This window comes from Micromonospora noduli (assembly GCF_003264365.1).
GTDB classification, from domain to species: Bacteria; Actinomycetota; Actinomycetes; order Mycobacteriales; family Micromonosporaceae; genus Micromonospora; species Micromonospora noduli.
Genome location: NZ_PYAK01000015.1, coordinates 77,081 through 92,185 on the forward strand (window position 1 = coordinate 77,081; position 15,105 = coordinate 92,185).

Here is a 15,105-nt window from a genome sequence, read left to right on the forward strand (position 1 = left end):
CGCGAGCGGACGGGTGGGCGCCCATGTCGGTGCTGATCGAGCTGGGTGACGACCGGGGCGCGCCACTGGAGGAGCGCCGCCCGCCTCCGCAGGTGTCCCGCCGGTGGCGGGTGGCGGCGCTGGTGGCGGCCTGTGTCCTGCTCGGTGGTGCCGCCCCGGCCGCGCGCCTGACGCCTCAGCCCGGGCCGGCGGTGCCCGCTCGGGCGACAGTGCTCGGCGCGGGGCCGCTGCTGCTGGTCGTCGACCCCGAGCCGAACCCGCCGACGCTGAGCGCCTACGACTCGGCCGCGCCGGACGGCCCGCCGCGGTGGCGGGTGACCGTGCCGCCCGCCGCCGGGTGGTCCGCCGAGGTCGCCGGTGACTTGTTGCTGCTGGTCGAGCGCGACCAGGCGCTCGGGGCGCGGGTCACCACCGGGCGGTCGTTGCGTACCGGCCAGCCGGTGTGGCGGCGACCCGAGCGGGTGTACGCGGCCGGAAACGAGGCGGTCGCGGTGAGCGAGGTGCGCAGCGCCTCCGAACCGGGTCGGCGGGTCGAGGGCACTGTGCACGGCGTCGACCCGGCCACCGGCGCGACCCGGTGGTCGGTCCCGCTGCCCTCCACGGCGGTGCTGCGGGCGCTACCCGGGCGGGTGCTGCTGGTGCAGGACGACGGATTGGTCCGGCTGCTCGACGCCCGTGACGGCACCGAACGCGGACGGGGGCAGCTTCCGCCGGCCGACTACGGCCCGGACAATCCCCAGGTCGTCGGCGCGTACCTGGTGCTGCGCCACCCGAGCGGCGGCGCGATGGCGCTGACCGGCTACGACCTGCCCGGGCTGGCGCGACGCTGGCAGGTGCCGGTGCAGCCGGGTGAGCTGATCCTGCGGCCCTGCCAGGGTCTGATGTGTGGGCAGGACGAGCAGGGACGCTGGGCGATCGACCCGGGCACCGGGGTGCGGGTGTGGACGTGGCCGGCCGGGGCGCGCTGGCGAACGGTGGCTGGCCCACGGGTCGCTGCGGAACCCCTGGTGGTGCTGGGAATGGCGGCGGACGGCAGGCGCTCCCTGGTCGCGACGGTGGGACGCGACGGTCATCAAGTGTTCGCGGTGCTCCCGGCGGGTGTGACCGACTGCCGCCGGGTCGGCGCGGGGTTGATCTGCCGCGACGGCACGGCCCGCGTGACGTTCTGGCCCATCGAGGGCCCTTGACCCCGGGTCAGCGCAGAGGGCCTCGGGCAACGGCTGCGCGCATCGTCGCCGGATCGCCCGCCGGGACGAACTCCAGCCACCAGGTGGCCCCGGCGGCGGCCAGCTCACCCAGGTAGGCCCGTTCGGTGCGCTCGTCGGAGCGGCGCCGCCGGCCGCCGACCGCCACGTCGAACGGCTGACCGTCGGCGCGCGTCGCCGGCAGGGCGTTCGCCAGGTCGTGTACCTCGTCGGGGGTGAAGTCGGACCACCCGTCGGTGTTGGTGAGCTTGTACGGCACGATGCCGTCGGCGCGGGCGGCTCGGCGGCGCACCGCTCCGGCCTGGGTGCTCCCGCCGACCCAGACCGGCACCCGCGGCGACTGCACCGGCGCAGGCCGCAGCGACACCCCGTCGGCGCTGTAGTGGGTGCCCTGGTGGCTGACCCGCTCACCGCTGAGCAGCCCCGTCAGCAGGTCGAGACCCTCGTCGAGCATCGCGGCCCGCACGGACACCTCGGTCTGCTCGCCGAAGGCGGCCAGGCCCCGATCGCCGGGGTCGCCGACACCGACCGCCACGGTGGCCCGGCCCGCGCTGAGGTGGTCGAGGGTGAGGACCTCCCGCGCCAACTTCGCCGGGCGACGCCGGGGCAGCGCGGTGACAGTGGTGCCCAGTCGCACCCGGTCGGTGCGCCCGGCGATCGCGGCGAGGACCAGCCACGGGTCGTAGGTGAACGGCTCGTCGCCGGAATAGTGGATCAGATAGTCCTCCAGGAACACGCCGTCCCAGTCGGCGCGTTCGGCCAGCTCACCCAGCTCGACCAGGGTGGACACCGCGACCGAGGCCCCGCCGCAGGAAATCTCCAGACCATGTCTCATCCGCCGACCGTAGGGCGGGGGCCCGACACCAGGCCGCGGCGAGTGTCGCGGGGCCGGAGTTGTCGGGCCCCGGCGGCATACTGCCGGCGTGACGACTTCTGCCGACCTCGCGATGGTCAACCTCGACAGTTCCGATCCCGCCGGCCACGCCGCGTTCTACCACGAGGCGCTGGGCTGGGAGGTCACCCACAGCCAACCGGAGTACGCGATGATCAGCTCCGGTGGCGTCTCCATCGGCTTCGGGCTGGTCGAGGGCTACCGACCGCCCTCCTGGCCGGACCAGACCGGCGACAAGCGATACCACCTGGATCTCTACGTCGACGACCTGGCGGCGGCGGAGGAGAAGTTCGTCGCCGCGGGCGCGTCGAAGCCGGCCTTCCAGCCCGGCGGCGAGCGGTGGGTGGTGCTTCTCGACCCGATCGGGCAGCCGTTCTGCATCTGCCCCCGCCCACAGAGCTGAGACGGCCCGGCGCGACGACAGAAGGAGTCAGCATGGCCATCACCCTCGTCAATCCGGACGGGCTACCGAAGCCGGACGTCTACCGTCAGTTGTCGATCGCGACCGGGTCCAGGCTGGTCTTCCTCGCCGGTCAGGTGGCCCGCGACGTCGAAGGGCGCAAAGTCGGCGAGGGAGACCTCGCCGCCCAGGTCGAGCAGTGCTATCTCAACATTGGCACCGCCCTGGCCGAGATCGGTGGGTCCTTCGGCGACGTGGCGAAACTGACCATCTACGTCGTCGACTGGTCGCCCGACAAGATGCCCCTGTTGGGCGAAGGCGTCGCTCGGGCGGGTGCGAAGCTGGGAGCTGACCTGGTCAAGCCCATCACGCTGCTGGGTGTTAGTGCTCTCGGCGAGCCTGATCTCCTCGTCGAGGTCGAAGCCACTGCGGTGCTCGACTGATAACAACCCGACGTCGGGCGTCCAGCAGTCAGCCGCGACGACGCGACCGGGCCGCCCACACCGCGTAGGCCGGGTCGCGGTCGAGGTTGTGCCGGTCCCGGTCGTAGCGGCGGGTGGTGCGCGGGTCGGCGTGCCCCATGGCGTCCTGCACGTCCTCCAACGGCACGCCCTCCGAGCGGGCCGTGGTGGCGAAGGCGTGTCGCAGCGAGTGTGGGGACAGCTTCGCCCAGGCCGGGATGCCGGCGGCGCGGGCGAGCCGACGGACCATCCGGAACACCGAGTGCCGGTCCAGCCGGGCGCCGCTGGCGGTGACCAGCAGCGGGCCGGTGAGCTGCGGCACCGGCACGCCGGTGGTGGCGGCCCGCTGGGCCAGGTAGGCGTCCACGGCGTGCCCGGTGCCGGGGGTGAGGGCGCGGCGACGTTGTTTGCCGCCCTTGCCGATGAAGCGCACGCTGCGGTGGCCGCGTTCGGTGCCGAGGTCGGTCAGGTCCAGCGAGATCAGCTCCCCGACCCGCAGACCCAGGTCGGCGAGGAGCGCGAGCGCCGCCCGGTTGCGTACGGCGGTCGCGCCGGTGTCCGCGTCGGCGGCGCTGAGCAGGGCGTCCACCTCCTCGGGGGTGAGCCCGACGGTGGCGGAGTGGTCCCGGTCGACGCGGGGGCGGTCGGCGCCGGAGACCGGGTTGGCTGGCACAGCGCCCAGTTTGACCAGGAAGTCGTACCAACTGGACAGCGCCGAGAGTCGGCGCGCGACGGTCGCCGGGGTCAGTGTGCGGCCGCTGCGGGCGTCGACGCGGCTCTCCAGCGCGCGGGCGTACTCGTTGACGTGCAGGAACGTGGCCCGCAGCGGGTCCAGGTCGTGACCGGCGCACCAGGTGAGCCAGCCGGTGACGTCACGTCGGTAGGCGTCGCGGGTGTGTTCGGACAGCCGCCGGTTGCGCAGCCACGCCTCGGTGACCTCGACCGGCCCGCTCGGCAGCGCCGGTGGCGCGGACGGGCGGGCGAGCACCGGAGCGTCGGAGAACACCATGTGAAAAAGGCTCTCAGCCTCGGGTGGGATCGGCGTGCAGGCGCGCCGGTCCCACCCGTCACTGTGTCGGATCAGGCGTTGATCTCTCGGCGGGCGCCGCCGTTGGCCTGGATGGTCACCCGGCGGGGCTTGGCGCGCTCGGCGACCGGGATGCGCAGCGTCAGCACCCCGTTCTCGTAGCCGGCTTCCAGCTTGTCGGTGTCGAGCGTGTCGCCGAGGAACAGCCGCCGGGTGAAGGTGCCCATCGGGCGTTCGGCGGCGACCAGTTCGACGCCGTCGCCGGTTGGCCGGCGACGCTCGGCGCGGACGGTGAGCACGTTGCGCTCGACGGTGCAGTCGATGCTGTCCGGATCGACGCCGGGCAGGTCGAACGCCGCGTAGAAGTGGTCGCCGTCGCGGTAGGCGTCCAGGTGCATCGTCGCGGGACGGGCCGCCGTACCGAAGAACTGCTCGGCGAGCCGGTCGATCTCGCGGAACGGGTCGGTACGCATCAACATCGTCATGCCTCCTCGGTTCTCCTGGCCGAAGGTGATGAGTTGAGCCGGGGTGACTCAACTTCCTCTTCTTATTTAGCGCGTCCGCGCGCCGACGTCAACTGCTCCGGACAGCCGCTTTTCAAACCAGTGTTCGGCGTAGGGGCCCCGCGAGTACGCCGGGATCTCGGCGTAGCCGTGCCGGGCGTACAGGGCGCGGGCCTCGACCAGGTCATGGCGGGTGTCGAGCCGGATCCGGTCCGCCCCGGCCGCGCGGGCCTGCTCCTCGACGGCGGCCAGCAGCACGGCACCCCCACCGGCACCGCGGTGCTCGGGGCGGATGAACACCCGGGTCAGCTCGGCCCAGCCGGGTTGCCAGCGCAGCCCGGCGCAGCCGGCCAGGTCGGTGCCGTGGTGGGCGAGCAGGAGCAGCCCGCTCGGCGTGGTCAGGTCGTCGCTGGGTAGCTCGGCCAGCGCCGCGTCGACCTCGCCCGGCAGGGCCGGGCGACGGTGATAGCGAACCACCATCTCGGTCATGTACTCGCGCAGCAGCAGCACCGCGTCGGGGTGGTCGGGCCGACTGGTGCTGGTCGTCCAGGTGGGCCGGGCGGTAATGGTCACCTGTTGATCATCACCGCCCGGTCAACGGTTTTATCCGGTCGCCCGGTTCGCGTACCCGGTCTCACGGCCTTGCCCACCCGTAGCAGCGGCCAGTCGGCCAGATCCCGCAGCAGTTGCCGGTCGTGGGTGGCGACGACGACGGCGGCGCTCGTCGCGCGGATCGCGGCGGTCAGCTCGTCGGCCACTGTCGACGAGAGGTGGTTGGTCGGCTCGTCAAGCAGGATCAGCGTGGGCCGCCCGGCCAGCACCAGTGCCAGGTCGAGGCGGCGCTGCTGCCCCTGCGACATCCGCCCGACGGGCGTACGCGTCGCGGCGGAGTCCAGCAGCCCGAGCGATCCGAGCGGCACTGTCACGGCGGCGGGCAGCACTCCACGCGACACCAGCCGTCCCACCTGGCGGGCGTACACCTCGTCGGCGGTGAGGTCGGGGGCCTGCCCGGCGGTCTCCTGGGTGAGCCGGGCGACCCGCGCCTCCTTCGCCGTCCAGGCGTACCCGTCGGTGGGTTCGAGCGCTCCGGCGAGCACCGCGAGCAGTGTGGACTTCCCGGCGCCGTTGGGCCCGGTGACGAGCAGCCGGTCACCGCCACCGATGGTGAGGTCGACCGGGCCGGCGAGTCGCCCGTCGACGGCGACGCCCTGCGCGCGTACCTGCGGTGCGCCCTGCCGTACACCAAGGTCCGGCAACCGCAGCGTCGGCGGTGGTTTCGGTACGTCGACCCGGTGCGCCTGGAGCGCGTCCTGCTGCCGGTTCAGGGCCTGTACGACGCCCGGCGCGCGGGACTGGCGCTGGTGCTTGCCGGTCCCCTTGTCCGGCCGCCAGCCGGTGGAGAGCCGGTCGCGGGCCTTCGACACCGCGTCCTGGAGTCGTCGACGCTCGGCCTGCTGCTGCTCGTACTCCTGCTCCCAGTGCTCCCGCTCGCGGCGCCGGGCGTCCTGCCAGGCGTCATAACCGCCAGCGTAGAGCCGTGCCTTCGCGTCGTGGTTGGGATCGAGGTCGAGGAACCGGTCCGCGACGTCGCGCAGCAGCGCCCGGTCGTGGCTGACGATGGCGAGACCGCCGTCGTGCTCGCGGAGCCGGCGGGTCAGGAAGTCCAGCCCGTCGGCGTCGAGGTGGTTTGTCGGCTCGTCGAGCAGCAGCACGTCGTGGCGCGCGCCGAGCAGGCATGCCAGCCGCACCCGGTAGCGCTGCCCCACCGACAACGTCGCCAGGGGACGGTCGCGGTCGGTGCAGGCGTCGAGGGCCTCCAGTGCCACGTCGACGCGGCGTTCGGCGTCCCACGCGTCGAGTCGGGTGGCCGCGTCGAGCGCGGCGGCGTAGCGGTCCTCGGCGCTCGGATCGCCAGCGGTCAGGGCGAGGGTCGCCTCGTCCAGGGCGGCGAGGGCGGTGAGCGACGCGGCCAGCGCCTCGGACGTGAGGGTGCCGACCGTCTCGCCGTCGCGGGCGGGTAGCTCCTGGCGGGCCAGGCCGATCGTGCCGGCCCGCTGCACGGTGCCGCGCTCCGGCGTGATCAGCCCGGCGAGGACGTGCAGCAGCGTCGTCTTGCCGCGACCGTTCTCGCCGACGACCGCCACCCGCGAACGGGCGGAGACGGTGACCGAGACGTCGGTCAGGACGCGACGGGACCCGCGGGTCACTGTGATGTTCGTGGCGCGCACGTGCGCGCTGCCGCCGGCCTCGGCCGGCAGGGAGATGACTTCGGGGTTCAATGGTGCTCCGCAGCTCGCGATGGAGCCGGGCAGCAGTTAGCGGCCGCCCGGCGGGAACCGGGACGGCGAGCGCGGATTCAGCAGAGGAAGGGCGCCGCCGTCAGCGGGCGGAGCGGACCTTCTGCGACCAGATACCTCGTGCCATGACGGCGATGCTAGCAATCTCGGCGCATCGACTCACGAGGGTTTCGCCCACCCCGTGGTCAGCGCGACACGAGGTGGGCGGGGGGAATACCAGCGGGCCGCCTACCGGCGGGGGCGGGGCAGCAGGGCGATCAACGCGACCGCCACGGCCACGTGCGTCGCGCCGAGGGCCAGCTTGGCGCCGCCGGTGGCCTCGACGCTGAGCACGGGGACGAAGGACAGCACCGTCACGACGATGGCCAGCGAGATCCAGACCGGTCGGGCGACGCGGGGGGCGAACCGTTCCAGCAGCGCCAGCGCCGCCCAGCCGAGCAGGGCGGCTCCCAGGGCGATCATGACGATCGCGCCGGCCCCGATGACGGTGGCGGGCTGACCTGGGCTCTCGACTGTGTAGTCGACTCCGGCCAACGCGCCGATCGCCCAGATGGCAAGGGGGGCCACGACGGCGGCGGCGACGCCGAGGGCGCGCCGGCGCAGTGGTGAGGGGGCGGGGGTCGTGACGGTAACAGCACTCATGACGGCTCCTCGTTCAGGGGAAACGAACGAGTACGACCGTAACAGATAGTCTTGTTCGGAACTATCTTTCTCGGAACTAGCAGCCGGAACGGGCCCCCGGCGCGTACGGGGAGGTGTTGGCCAGTGGCCCGCTCACCAGCGCCAGGAGAGCCCGCAGGAACACCTCCCGGTCCTGCTCGGGCAGGGTTGCCAGCAGGTCGTCCTGGATGCGCCGGACCACCTGTTGCGCCTGCCGCAGCACCTGCTCCCCCGCTGGCGTCACCGCGACCATCCGGGCCCGTCGGTCTGTCGGCACCGGACGGCGCTCGGCCAGCCCGGCCCGCTCCAGCTGGTCGAGCGTCACGACCATCGTGGTCTTGTCCACACCGCACCGCTCGCCGATCTCCCGCTGGGTCAGCTCACCGGTGTGGGCCTGTGCCAGCACGTAGTGCGCCCGCGGCGAGATGCCCAGCTCGGCCAGCCCGGCGGCGTGCTCGGTCTGCAACGAGTGACTCGCCCAGGAGAGCAGGAACAACAGGTCCGGCGGGCCATCGGTGGGCGTGCAGGAGGTCATGCGCCGAGGCTAGCAAGATCCTCCGCAACCAGACGGTTCGCGCAGCCGGCGTTCAGAGCCGCTGGTAGATGCCGTGCTCGCGGGTGAGCAACTGCTCGTCGATCAGATACCGGCGCAGCGTCGCGTGATCCGACCCGCCTGCGGCGCACCACGGCTTGAGCGCGTCGTCGACGGCCCGCTCCGGATAGCGGATGCCCGGCTCGAACGACTGCTCGGCGATGTGCGCCAGAAGCACCCGCCGTCGACCCCGCTGCGCCGGAAGGCTCACCAGGACGCCGGCCCGCAGGAAGGTCCGCAGCACCGGGTCGACGCCGGGTTCGGCGTCGACGGCCGGGCCGCCGTCGCGCGCGGTGGCCCGCAGCGACGCCTCGTCGGCCGCGAGCGCGCCGTCCGCGCCGGTGACGAGGCCCGCGTCGGTGAGCCGGCGGACCCCGGTGAGCACCACCCGCGCCGGCAGGCCGGTCCGCTCGGCGACCTCGGTCGCGCTGGTGGCACCCAGCACGATCGCCGCGAAGATCCGTCGCCGTCCGTCGTCGGCCAGGGCCCCGGCCAGCACATGCGCAGTCACGCCGGTCACTCTTGCATCAGCGGTACGCCGACGCCACGCGATTTCCAGTCCGCTCGGTCGGCGGCGGTCCGCTCAGTCGGTCTCCGGCGTGCTCTGCGGCTGCTCGGCGACGAGCAGCACCCGGCGCAGCAGGTCGGAGAGGTGTCGCCGTTCAGTCGCGGTGAGCGCGCCGAGCAGGCGGTGCTCCTCGGCGCCCTGGACCTCCATCGCCCCGCGCCACGCGGCCTGACCCGCCTCGGTGAGCTCCACGTCGACGCGTCGACGGTCGACTGTCGACGGGATCCGGTGTACGAAGCCCCGCCGGAGCAGCGCGTCCACCCGCGCGGTGATCGAGGCGGGGGCCATCGTGAGGTCCGCGGCGAGGTCCGAGGGTGCGGCCCGACCACCGCGGCCGGCCAGGGCGTGCAGGGTGTCGTACTCGTGGGCCGGCAGGTCGAGGTCGACCAGGACCCGCTCCTTGACGGTCCGCAGATGCCGGGTCAGTCGGATCATCCTGGTCACCGCCCCCTCGACGTCCGGGTCGAGGTCGGGCACCACGGGCAGCCAGCGTTCGATGTGCCGGTCGACGGCGTCCGGAGTGGTGGTCACCGCGCCAGCTTACCTCAGCACCGAAATATTCATTGCCGAAATATTCGGTGTCGAAGTAGGTTGTGGTCATGGCTCACCCACTGCGCGACCACTCCTTCCGGCTGCTCTTCCTGGGTCGCACCATCTCCGCGCTCGGCGACGCGGTGGTGCCCGCCGCGCTGGCGCTGGCCGTGCTGCGGGCCACCGGCTCCACCGGCGCGCTGGCCGTCGTCCTCGCCGCGGCGGTCGTGCCCCGGCTGGTCCTGTTGCCGTTGGGTGGTGTGGTGGCCGACCGGTTCGACGCCCGCCGGGTCGCCCTCCTGGCCGACCTGGTCCGCTGCGCCACGCAGCTCGCGGTCGGCGTGGAGCTGCTCGGCGGCGACCCGTCACTGACCACAGTGGTGGTGGCGTCCGCGCTCGGCGGCACCGCCTCGGCGTTCGCCATCCCGACCGCGTCTCCGCTGGTCGCCGGCACCGTCGAACCGGCGGACAGGCAGCGGGCCAACGCCCTGATGGGGATCACCGCCAACACCAGCCGCCTCGCCGGCCCGGCCCTGGCCGGCGCGCTGATCTGGGCCGCCGGACCCGGTTGGGCGTTCATCCTGGACGGCGTGTCGTTCGCGCTCAGCGCCACGCTGCTCGCGCTGGTGCGGGTCCGCCACGTGCCGGTGCCCCGCCGTTCCGTCCTCGCCGACCTTCGGCACGGCTTCGGCGAGGTACGCGCCCGCGACTGGTTCTGGACCAGCCTGCTTGGACACGGCGTGTGGAACGGCGCCGCCGCCGTGCTGATGACCCTCGGGCCGGCCGTCGCCATCGACCGCCTGGGGGGCGAGACGACCTGGGTGCTGCTGTTGCAGGCCGGCGCGATCGGGATGCTCACCGGATCGCTGCTGGCCGGGCGGGTCCGGCTGCACCGGCCGGTGCTGCTGGCCAACCTCGGGCTGGCCTGCTACGCCGCGCCACTGTTCCTGCTCGCCGTGGCCGCGCCCGCCCCCGCGGTGATCGTCGCCTACGCGGTGGCGCTGACCGCCCTCGGTTACCTCAACCCGGTGTGGGAGACAGTCGTGCAGCACCACTTCCCGCCGGAGGTCCTGGCCCGGGTCACCTCGTACGACTGGCTGGTCTCGCTGGGCGCCATGCCGCTGGGCTACGCCCTGGCCCCGTTGGCCGCCGACGCGTTCGGCGCACCCGTCCCGCTGGCCGTCGCGGGCCTGCTGGTCCTCGCCTCCTGCGCGGGCACCGCGCTCGTTCCCGGCGTACGCCGACTCACCTGGCCGGCGACCCCGCAACCACGACCGGCCGAACCCACCGTCGTCCGTTGATCCGATCGATCGTCGGTGCGCGACGGTCGATGCCCGGCCCAACCACGACGGAGGCTCCCGGCCGATGCCGGGAGCCTCCGTGCGATGTGGTCCGTCAGCCGGCGTCGCGGGTCATCGCGACGAAGCCACGCCACGACTGCGGGCTGAACGTCAGCGTGCCACCGTCGCGGTCCTTCGTGTCCCGAACCAGGACCACGCCCGGAAGGTTGTCGGCAACCTCGACACAGTTGCCACCGTTGCCGCCGCTCTTCGTGCTCTTCCGCCACCGCGCACCGGTCATGTCCATGATGCTGCCGCTTCTCTGAGGAGTTCCAACGAACGCCCTCGGGGCAGGGCCTCGCCGCGAATACGTTCCCACCGTCGTTCCAGGCTAACAAGATCCGACGTTTGATCGAGGATCTGCGCCCGTGCCGCGCTGTCGACGTGCGCGACCCGCGACCCGTCCGGCATGTCGGCGATGGTGAACGGTCCGTCGAGTCCGGGGTAGCTGGGCGCGTCCGACGGGACGATGTGGAGTTGCACGGCGCCCGTCTCGGTGTGCCCGAGCAGGCGCGCGAGTTGCACCGCCATCAGCCCGCGGTTGTCGCCGACACGCCGCCTGAGCACCCCTTCGTCCAGCACGGCGATCAGCAGTGGCCCACCTCCCCGGCCGAGGATCGCCTGCCGGTTGATCCGCGCCTCGGCGAACTCGGCGACCGCCTCCGGTGTCAGCACCCCACCGGCCAGGGTCGCCCGGGCGTACGCCTCGGTTTGCAGCAGTCCGGGCACCCACGCGAGCTCGAACGACCGCAGTGTCACGGCCTCGCGTTCGAGGTCGACCCACGGCCGGAACCACACCGGCTCGCGGCGACGGACCACGTCCGGCCACAGCGCGTCGGCGTCCTTTGCCAGCAGCCCGGCCACTGTCGCACGGTGTCGGCTCTGGGGAATGTGCCCCGGGTTTGCCCACCTGGCGACGGTCTTCGGGTGCACACCGAGCTGACCTGCGAGGCTCTCGGCAGTGTGACCCGCCGCGGCCAGCGCCGCGACAAAGGCGTGGTTCATGCCGTCCCTCTCTTGGAACAAATCAGCTGCTCCGAAGAGATTAGTTAACGCTGTGTGTTTGTCCAGCCACCCCCGGCAAAGTGCGGTGTAGACGGCGCTGCAACGAGGAGGAGAAGCTGTGCAGAACGAGGTACGAGGCGCACTCAGGACCGGGGACGTGGTCCTGTCGACCACCGCCGCGAGCGTCCAATTCCGCACGTCGATCGTCGTCCGGGTCATGTCCACACCGGAGCGGCGTCGCGCAACCGTGGCGGTCAGCTGATGCCCGAGCGTCCGAAGCACTCCCCGTTGCGACCGTCGTGGCGCTGCCCGGTCTGCGGCATCCTGTGGCCGTGCTCCGCCGCCAAGCTGCGCCTACTCGGCGAGTACCGCGGAGATCGGCCGGGCCTGTTGATCCACCTGGCGAAGGTCCAGGAGACAGCCGAGGCCGACCTCGCCAAGCTCAACCCGGGCGTCGCGCTGCCCGACCTGACCCCGCGTTTCGTCGGCTGGGCGGAAGCCCGCTGAGACGTCGCCGACCCGCTCCCGGAGCGGATGGACGGGCCCGTGGGAACCAGCGCGATGCGAGAGACTGACGGCGTGACGACCCGCCCCGGGATGAGGCCGGCCAGATGAGCCGGCCATTCAGGATCGTCGTGGCCGTGCTCGCCACGGTGGCCGCCATCCTGATGTACCTGGGCGTCACCGCCGAGCTGAACTCCATGTCGGGGCCGTTCACCGTCACCCGGACCGCCGTCGACTCCCGGACCCTCGTCGCGAAGGGGGTGGCCTTCTTCGCCCCCCTCGACCCCATGACCGCCCCCATGATGGACGCGGTGACACCGCTGATCCGCTGGGTCGTGATCTTGCTGATCGGGGTGTCGACGTACCTGGCCTGCGGCCTTGTCACCCGACGGACGCACCCGTTCATCGCGGCGATGGTCGGCGCGGCCGCCGCCCTCACCGCCACGGCGATCGGGGACCTGCTCTGGTGGGCCACCCTTGTGGTCCGCGTCCACACCGCCCCCACCGGTTGGTACGCCAACGAGGCACTGGACCACTCCACCCTCCTCGCCAGCGCGCACCTGACGCTGACGGGCTGGACGTCCGACGCCCTCTTCCTCGGCTGCCTGCTGGCGGGCACGAACGCGTCCCTGGTGGGTTGCACCAGCCTGGCGATACTGCTGCTGAACCGGCTGAACACAGACACCGACGACGGTGAAGACGAGGCCCAGGACGCGGTCGACGACGAGGGTGACGGCGGGGGTGACGGTGAGGCGCAGGACGCGGTCGTCGATAACCAGGCCCGCGTTCCGCTGATCGGCGACGTGCCGAGGCGCAGCGCGAACCTTGCCCTGGCCGGCGTCCTTCCGGTGCTGGTGCTCATGCTGGTCAACGGCACCCAGGCGGTGTGGGACAGCTACTCCGAAAGAGGTTTCCTGGCGCTGCTCAGGGTGTTCCTGTACCGCCCCGCCCTGTCCCCACCCCCACGCGTCCGCGATGACGTCGAGTACCGGCTGACTCACGAGATCGAGCTGAATCCCCTGTCGATGGACGTGTGGGTGCACAGGTCGGTGCTCGCCCTCGCCCTGCTGTTGGTGCTGTGGCTCCTGCTCCGGGCGCTGCTCGCCGGCCTGCCGAACTCCGGGCATCGCCTCGGGCTCGTCGTCGTCTGCTGGGGTGCCACGATCGCGGCGTCCGCGCTGACCGCAACGTCCGACGTCGTGGTCGACTGCGCGAGCTCGGACTCCCCCACCGGCTGCGCGCCCTGGCAGTCCCTGGGCCTGCAACTGACCTCCGCGCTGCGCTTCGGCGCGGCCTGGGGTTGGCTCGTCGCGCTGCCCGTGCTGCTGGCCCGTCGGCTCCTCGACACCGACACCTCCACCGACACGTCCACCGATACGCAGGAGACTCCGGTCCATGAGTCCACGTAACAAGCGTCCGCGTCGCCGTAGGGCCCCCGCGCCGGCACCTGTCGCCTGGTGGAAACGTCCCGTCACCTGGCTGCTGACAATCGTGGTCGGTGCGGTCGCCACCTGGCTCGGCGCCGTCGTTCTCGGCATGATCAACCAGTGGAAACCGGCGGACAAACTGGCCGAGGAGTTGGCCGGCCGGGGGCCACTGGTCGTCCTCGACCTGAGGCACGTCCCCTACCCGGACGAGGGCGCGCTCGACTACGTCTACCCCGCCGACGCCGACCTTTCTCGTCTGGACGCCAAGCGGCCGGACGATCCGACAGTCGAGGCCGGCGCGGTCGACATCGAGCGGAGCACCTGGGAGATCACCCTCGTCGGCACCCGGGACGAGGCCGTGGAGGCCGTCGACCTTCGGCCGGTCCTCGTCGAGCCCTGCCGCCCCCCGCTCACCGGGATCCGGGAGCCCAACGAATCCCAGGGCGCCTCCGAGAAGGTCGTCCTCGTGACCCATGTGGATCGACCGAATCCCCGGATGCTCGTCGAGGACACCGGTGGCGAGGATGGCGGTGCCCCGTTCTTCGCCACCCACAAGATCACCTTGCCCAGGGGTGAGAAGAACGTCATTCAGGTACGAGCGCTCAGCGCCAAGCAGCACTGCCGATGGCGACTGGAGTTGGACTACCTCGCCGACGGACGACGCCAGACGATGGTGATCTCGGCACCCGGCGACAAGCCGTTCGAGGTGACCGGGCAAGCGGACGACGCGGCCCACACCTGGATCTACCTCAATTCGCTGAACGAATGTCGGGCCAAGGACGGCACCAAGACCGACCGGCTGCGCATCACCGGCGCCGAGTACGCGCAGATGGTGCGCGACCGGCGCACCTGCCCCTACTGACAACCGGCCGTCCACCAGTCGCCGCCGAGGGGTCGGTACTGAGCTACCGGGTCGGCGACGGCCAGTGGACGGACGCCGGCCGTACGGCGGCGCTGCTGCCGGCGACCGCCACCGAGGTCAGGGTCACCGACACCGACGGAACGACCACCAGCGTCCCGGTCGGCTCCTGATTCCATGGAGGTCGCCAGCCGTGCGTGCCGGTGCATGTCGTGCCAGCCGTCGGCGTGACGCACCGACAGGCGGGCCACGCCCTCCTCGGTGAAACCGGCCCGCCCGGCCACCCGGCAGGACGCCTCGTTGCCGGTCGAGTGCTCCAGCGCCAGCCGGTGAAACCCGCCCCGGGTGAAGCTCCACCGGGTCAGGGCGAGCAGCGCCTCGGTGGCGACCCCCCGGCCGCGCGCAGTGGGCACCACCCAGTACGACACCTGCGCCGACGCCTCGGTCAACAGCACGTCGCGCAACCCCACCTGACCGACGGGCCGGTCGTCGGCGGCGACGACCGCCCAACTGGCGGCGCTCTCGTCGCGCCACCGGCCGGCCCACTGCGCTGTCCACGACAGTGCCTCGTCGTCGCTGTCGAGGCGACGCACGTGCCATCGCTGGATCACCGGACAGTCGAAGGCGGCCCGGACGGCCGGGGCGTCGTCGTCACGCCACGGCCGGAGCGCCAGCCCGGGGCGTACCGGAAGGTGGGGTTGCTCCTGGGCGGCGAGGCTACCGGCGGGCAGGGCGGGTGCGACGAGCAGCGGCATTCGCCCATTATCGAGCCGACGGCCTCGCGAGTTGCGGCCCCGCCCTGTCCAGGGCCGGCTCGGGCTGAAGGGACGTCCC

Annotated in this window: 20 protein-coding genes; 8 read left to right on the top strand and 12 right to left on the bottom strand. The window is 72.4% G+C overall.

Translation table 11 applies throughout. The features are described 5' to 3' along the window. Positions 1-23: 23 nt before the first annotated feature. The gene (locus tag GUI43_RS14530; RefSeq protein ID WP_112699021.1) at positions 24-1,187 is read left to right on the top strand and encodes an outer membrane protein assembly factor BamB family protein; all 1,164 of its coding nucleotides are present in this window, start codon (positions 24-26) and stop codon (positions 1,185-1,187) included. 7 nt (positions 1,188-1,194) lie between these two features. On the opposite strand, the gene GUI43_RS14535 is transcribed toward GUI43_RS14530, so the two are convergent. Continuing rightward, entirely contained in the window at positions 1,195-2,040 is an 846-nt protein-coding gene (locus tag GUI43_RS14535; RefSeq protein WP_112668670.1) for an LLM class flavin-dependent oxidoreductase, read from the bottom strand. Between the two features lie 88 nt (positions 2,041-2,128). On the opposite strand from GUI43_RS14535, the gene GUI43_RS14540 reads away from it, so the two are divergent. Both GUI43_RS14540 and GUI43_RS14545 read left to right on the top strand, forming a co-directional pair. Further along, positions 2,129-2,500 carry a VOC family protein gene (locus tag GUI43_RS14540; RefSeq protein WP_112586954.1) on the top strand — a complete coding sequence of 124 codons (372 nt, stop codon included), beginning with the start codon at positions 2,129-2,131 and terminating at the stop codon, positions 2,498-2,500. Between the two features lie 32 nt (positions 2,501-2,532). Further along, on the top strand, positions 2,533-2,940 hold the full coding sequence (locus tag GUI43_RS14545; protein WP_112673263.1) for a RidA family protein: 408 nt from the start codon (positions 2,533-2,535) through the stop codon (positions 2,938-2,940). A 28-nt stretch (positions 2,941-2,968) separates the two neighbouring features. On the opposite strand, the gene GUI43_RS14550 is transcribed toward GUI43_RS14545, so the two are convergent. The 8 genes from GUI43_RS14550 to GUI43_RS14585 all read right to left on the bottom strand — a co-directional run bounded on the left by GUI43_RS14550 (position 2,969) and on the right by GUI43_RS14585 (position 9,136). Further along, positions 2,969-3,967 carry a tyrosine-type recombinase/integrase gene (locus tag GUI43_RS14550; protein ID WP_112586952.1) on the bottom strand — a complete coding sequence of 333 codons (999 nt, stop codon included), beginning with the start codon at positions 3,965-3,967 and terminating at the stop codon, positions 2,969-2,971. Between the two features lie 71 nt (positions 3,968-4,038). Beyond that, the gene (locus GUI43_RS14555) at positions 4,039-4,464 is read right to left on the bottom strand and encodes an Hsp20/alpha crystallin family protein (protein ID WP_112587834.1); all 426 of its coding nucleotides are present in this window, start codon (positions 4,462-4,464) and stop codon (positions 4,039-4,041) included. 72 nt (positions 4,465-4,536) lie between these two features. Continuing rightward, positions 4,537-5,061 carry a GNAT family N-acetyltransferase gene (locus tag GUI43_RS14560; protein ID WP_249037753.1) on the bottom strand — a complete coding sequence of 175 codons (525 nt, stop codon included), beginning with the start codon at positions 5,059-5,061 and terminating at the stop codon, positions 4,537-4,539. Further along, on the bottom strand, positions 5,058-6,767 hold the full coding sequence (locus GUI43_RS14565) for an ABC-F family ATP-binding cassette domain-containing protein (protein ID WP_112699022.1): 1,710 nt from the start codon (positions 6,765-6,767) through the stop codon (positions 5,058-5,060). The genes GUI43_RS14560 and GUI43_RS14565 overlap by 4 nt, the downstream gene beginning before the upstream one ends. A gap of 246 nt (positions 6,768-7,013) precedes the next feature. Beyond that, entirely contained in the window at positions 7,014-7,427 is a 414-nt protein-coding gene (locus tag GUI43_RS14570; protein WP_112699023.1) for a DUF6069 family protein, read from the bottom strand. 76 nt (positions 7,428-7,503) lie between these two features. Then, entirely contained in the window at positions 7,504-7,980 is a 477-nt protein-coding gene (locus GUI43_RS14575) for a MarR family winged helix-turn-helix transcriptional regulator (protein WP_112586945.1), read from the bottom strand. 52 nt (positions 7,981-8,032) lie between these two features. Continuing rightward, a complete protein-coding gene (locus GUI43_RS14580; protein ID WP_112699062.1) occupies positions 8,033-8,548 on the bottom strand; it encodes a DUF2087 domain-containing protein in 516 nt (171 codons plus the stop codon). Positions 8,549-8,620: 72 nt separating this feature from the next. Then, positions 8,621-9,136: a MarR family winged helix-turn-helix transcriptional regulator gene (locus tag GUI43_RS14585; protein ID WP_211326697.1), complete on the bottom strand. Its 516-nt coding sequence runs from the start codon at positions 9,134-9,136 to the stop codon at positions 8,621-8,623. A gap of 68 nt (positions 9,137-9,204) precedes the next feature. Here GUI43_RS14585 and GUI43_RS14590 point away from each other — a divergent pair, with 68 nt between their 5' ends. Continuing rightward, positions 9,205-10,437, top strand: a complete 1,233-nt coding sequence (locus GUI43_RS14590) for an MFS transporter (RefSeq protein ID WP_112699024.1) — start codon at positions 9,205-9,207, stop codon at positions 10,435-10,437. A gap of 94 nt (positions 10,438-10,531) precedes the next feature. Here GUI43_RS14590 and GUI43_RS14595 read toward each other — a convergent pair whose 3' ends face one another. Together GUI43_RS14595 and GUI43_RS14600 are read right to left on the bottom strand one after the other, a co-directional pair. After that, positions 10,532-10,723, bottom strand: coding sequence for a DUF397 domain-containing protein (locus tag GUI43_RS14595; protein ID WP_112699025.1), 192 nt, complete (start codon positions 10,721-10,723; stop codon positions 10,532-10,534). Beyond that, a complete protein-coding gene (locus tag GUI43_RS14600) occupies positions 10,714-11,481 on the bottom strand; it encodes a DUF5753 domain-containing protein (RefSeq protein ID WP_112699026.1) in 768 nt (255 codons plus the stop codon). The genes GUI43_RS14595 and GUI43_RS14600 overlap by 10 nt, the downstream gene beginning before the upstream one ends. A gap of 118 nt (positions 11,482-11,599) precedes the next feature. On the opposite strand from GUI43_RS14600, the gene GUI43_RS33860 reads away from it, so the two are divergent. From GUI43_RS33860 to GUI43_RS14615, 4 genes are all read left to right on the top strand, one after another. After that, positions 11,600-11,743, top strand: a complete 144-nt coding sequence (locus GUI43_RS33860; protein ID WP_170158731.1) for a hypothetical protein — start codon at positions 11,600-11,602, stop codon at positions 11,741-11,743. Next, the gene (locus tag GUI43_RS14605) at positions 11,743-11,988 is read left to right on the top strand and encodes a flavin reductase (protein ID WP_112699027.1); all 246 of its coding nucleotides are present in this window, start codon (positions 11,743-11,745) and stop codon (positions 11,986-11,988) included. Before GUI43_RS33860 ends, GUI43_RS14605 begins: the two co-directional genes overlap by 1 nt. 104 nt (positions 11,989-12,092) lie before the next feature. After that, positions 12,093-13,394, top strand: coding sequence for a hypothetical protein (locus GUI43_RS14610; protein WP_112699028.1), 1,302 nt, complete (start codon positions 12,093-12,095; stop codon positions 13,392-13,394). Then, positions 13,381-14,274, top strand: a complete 894-nt coding sequence (locus GUI43_RS14615; RefSeq protein ID WP_146765908.1) for a hypothetical protein — start codon at positions 13,381-13,383, stop codon at positions 14,272-14,274. Before GUI43_RS14610 ends, GUI43_RS14615 begins: the two co-directional genes overlap by 14 nt. Here GUI43_RS14615 and GUI43_RS14620 read toward each other — a convergent pair. Beyond that, the gene (locus tag GUI43_RS14620) at positions 14,268-15,026 is read right to left on the bottom strand and encodes a GNAT family N-acetyltransferase (protein WP_112699030.1); all 759 of its coding nucleotides are present in this window, start codon (positions 15,024-15,026) and stop codon (positions 14,268-14,270) included. The genes GUI43_RS14615 and GUI43_RS14620 overlap by 7 nt on opposite strands. Between the last annotated feature and the right edge of the window lie 79 nt (positions 15,027-15,105).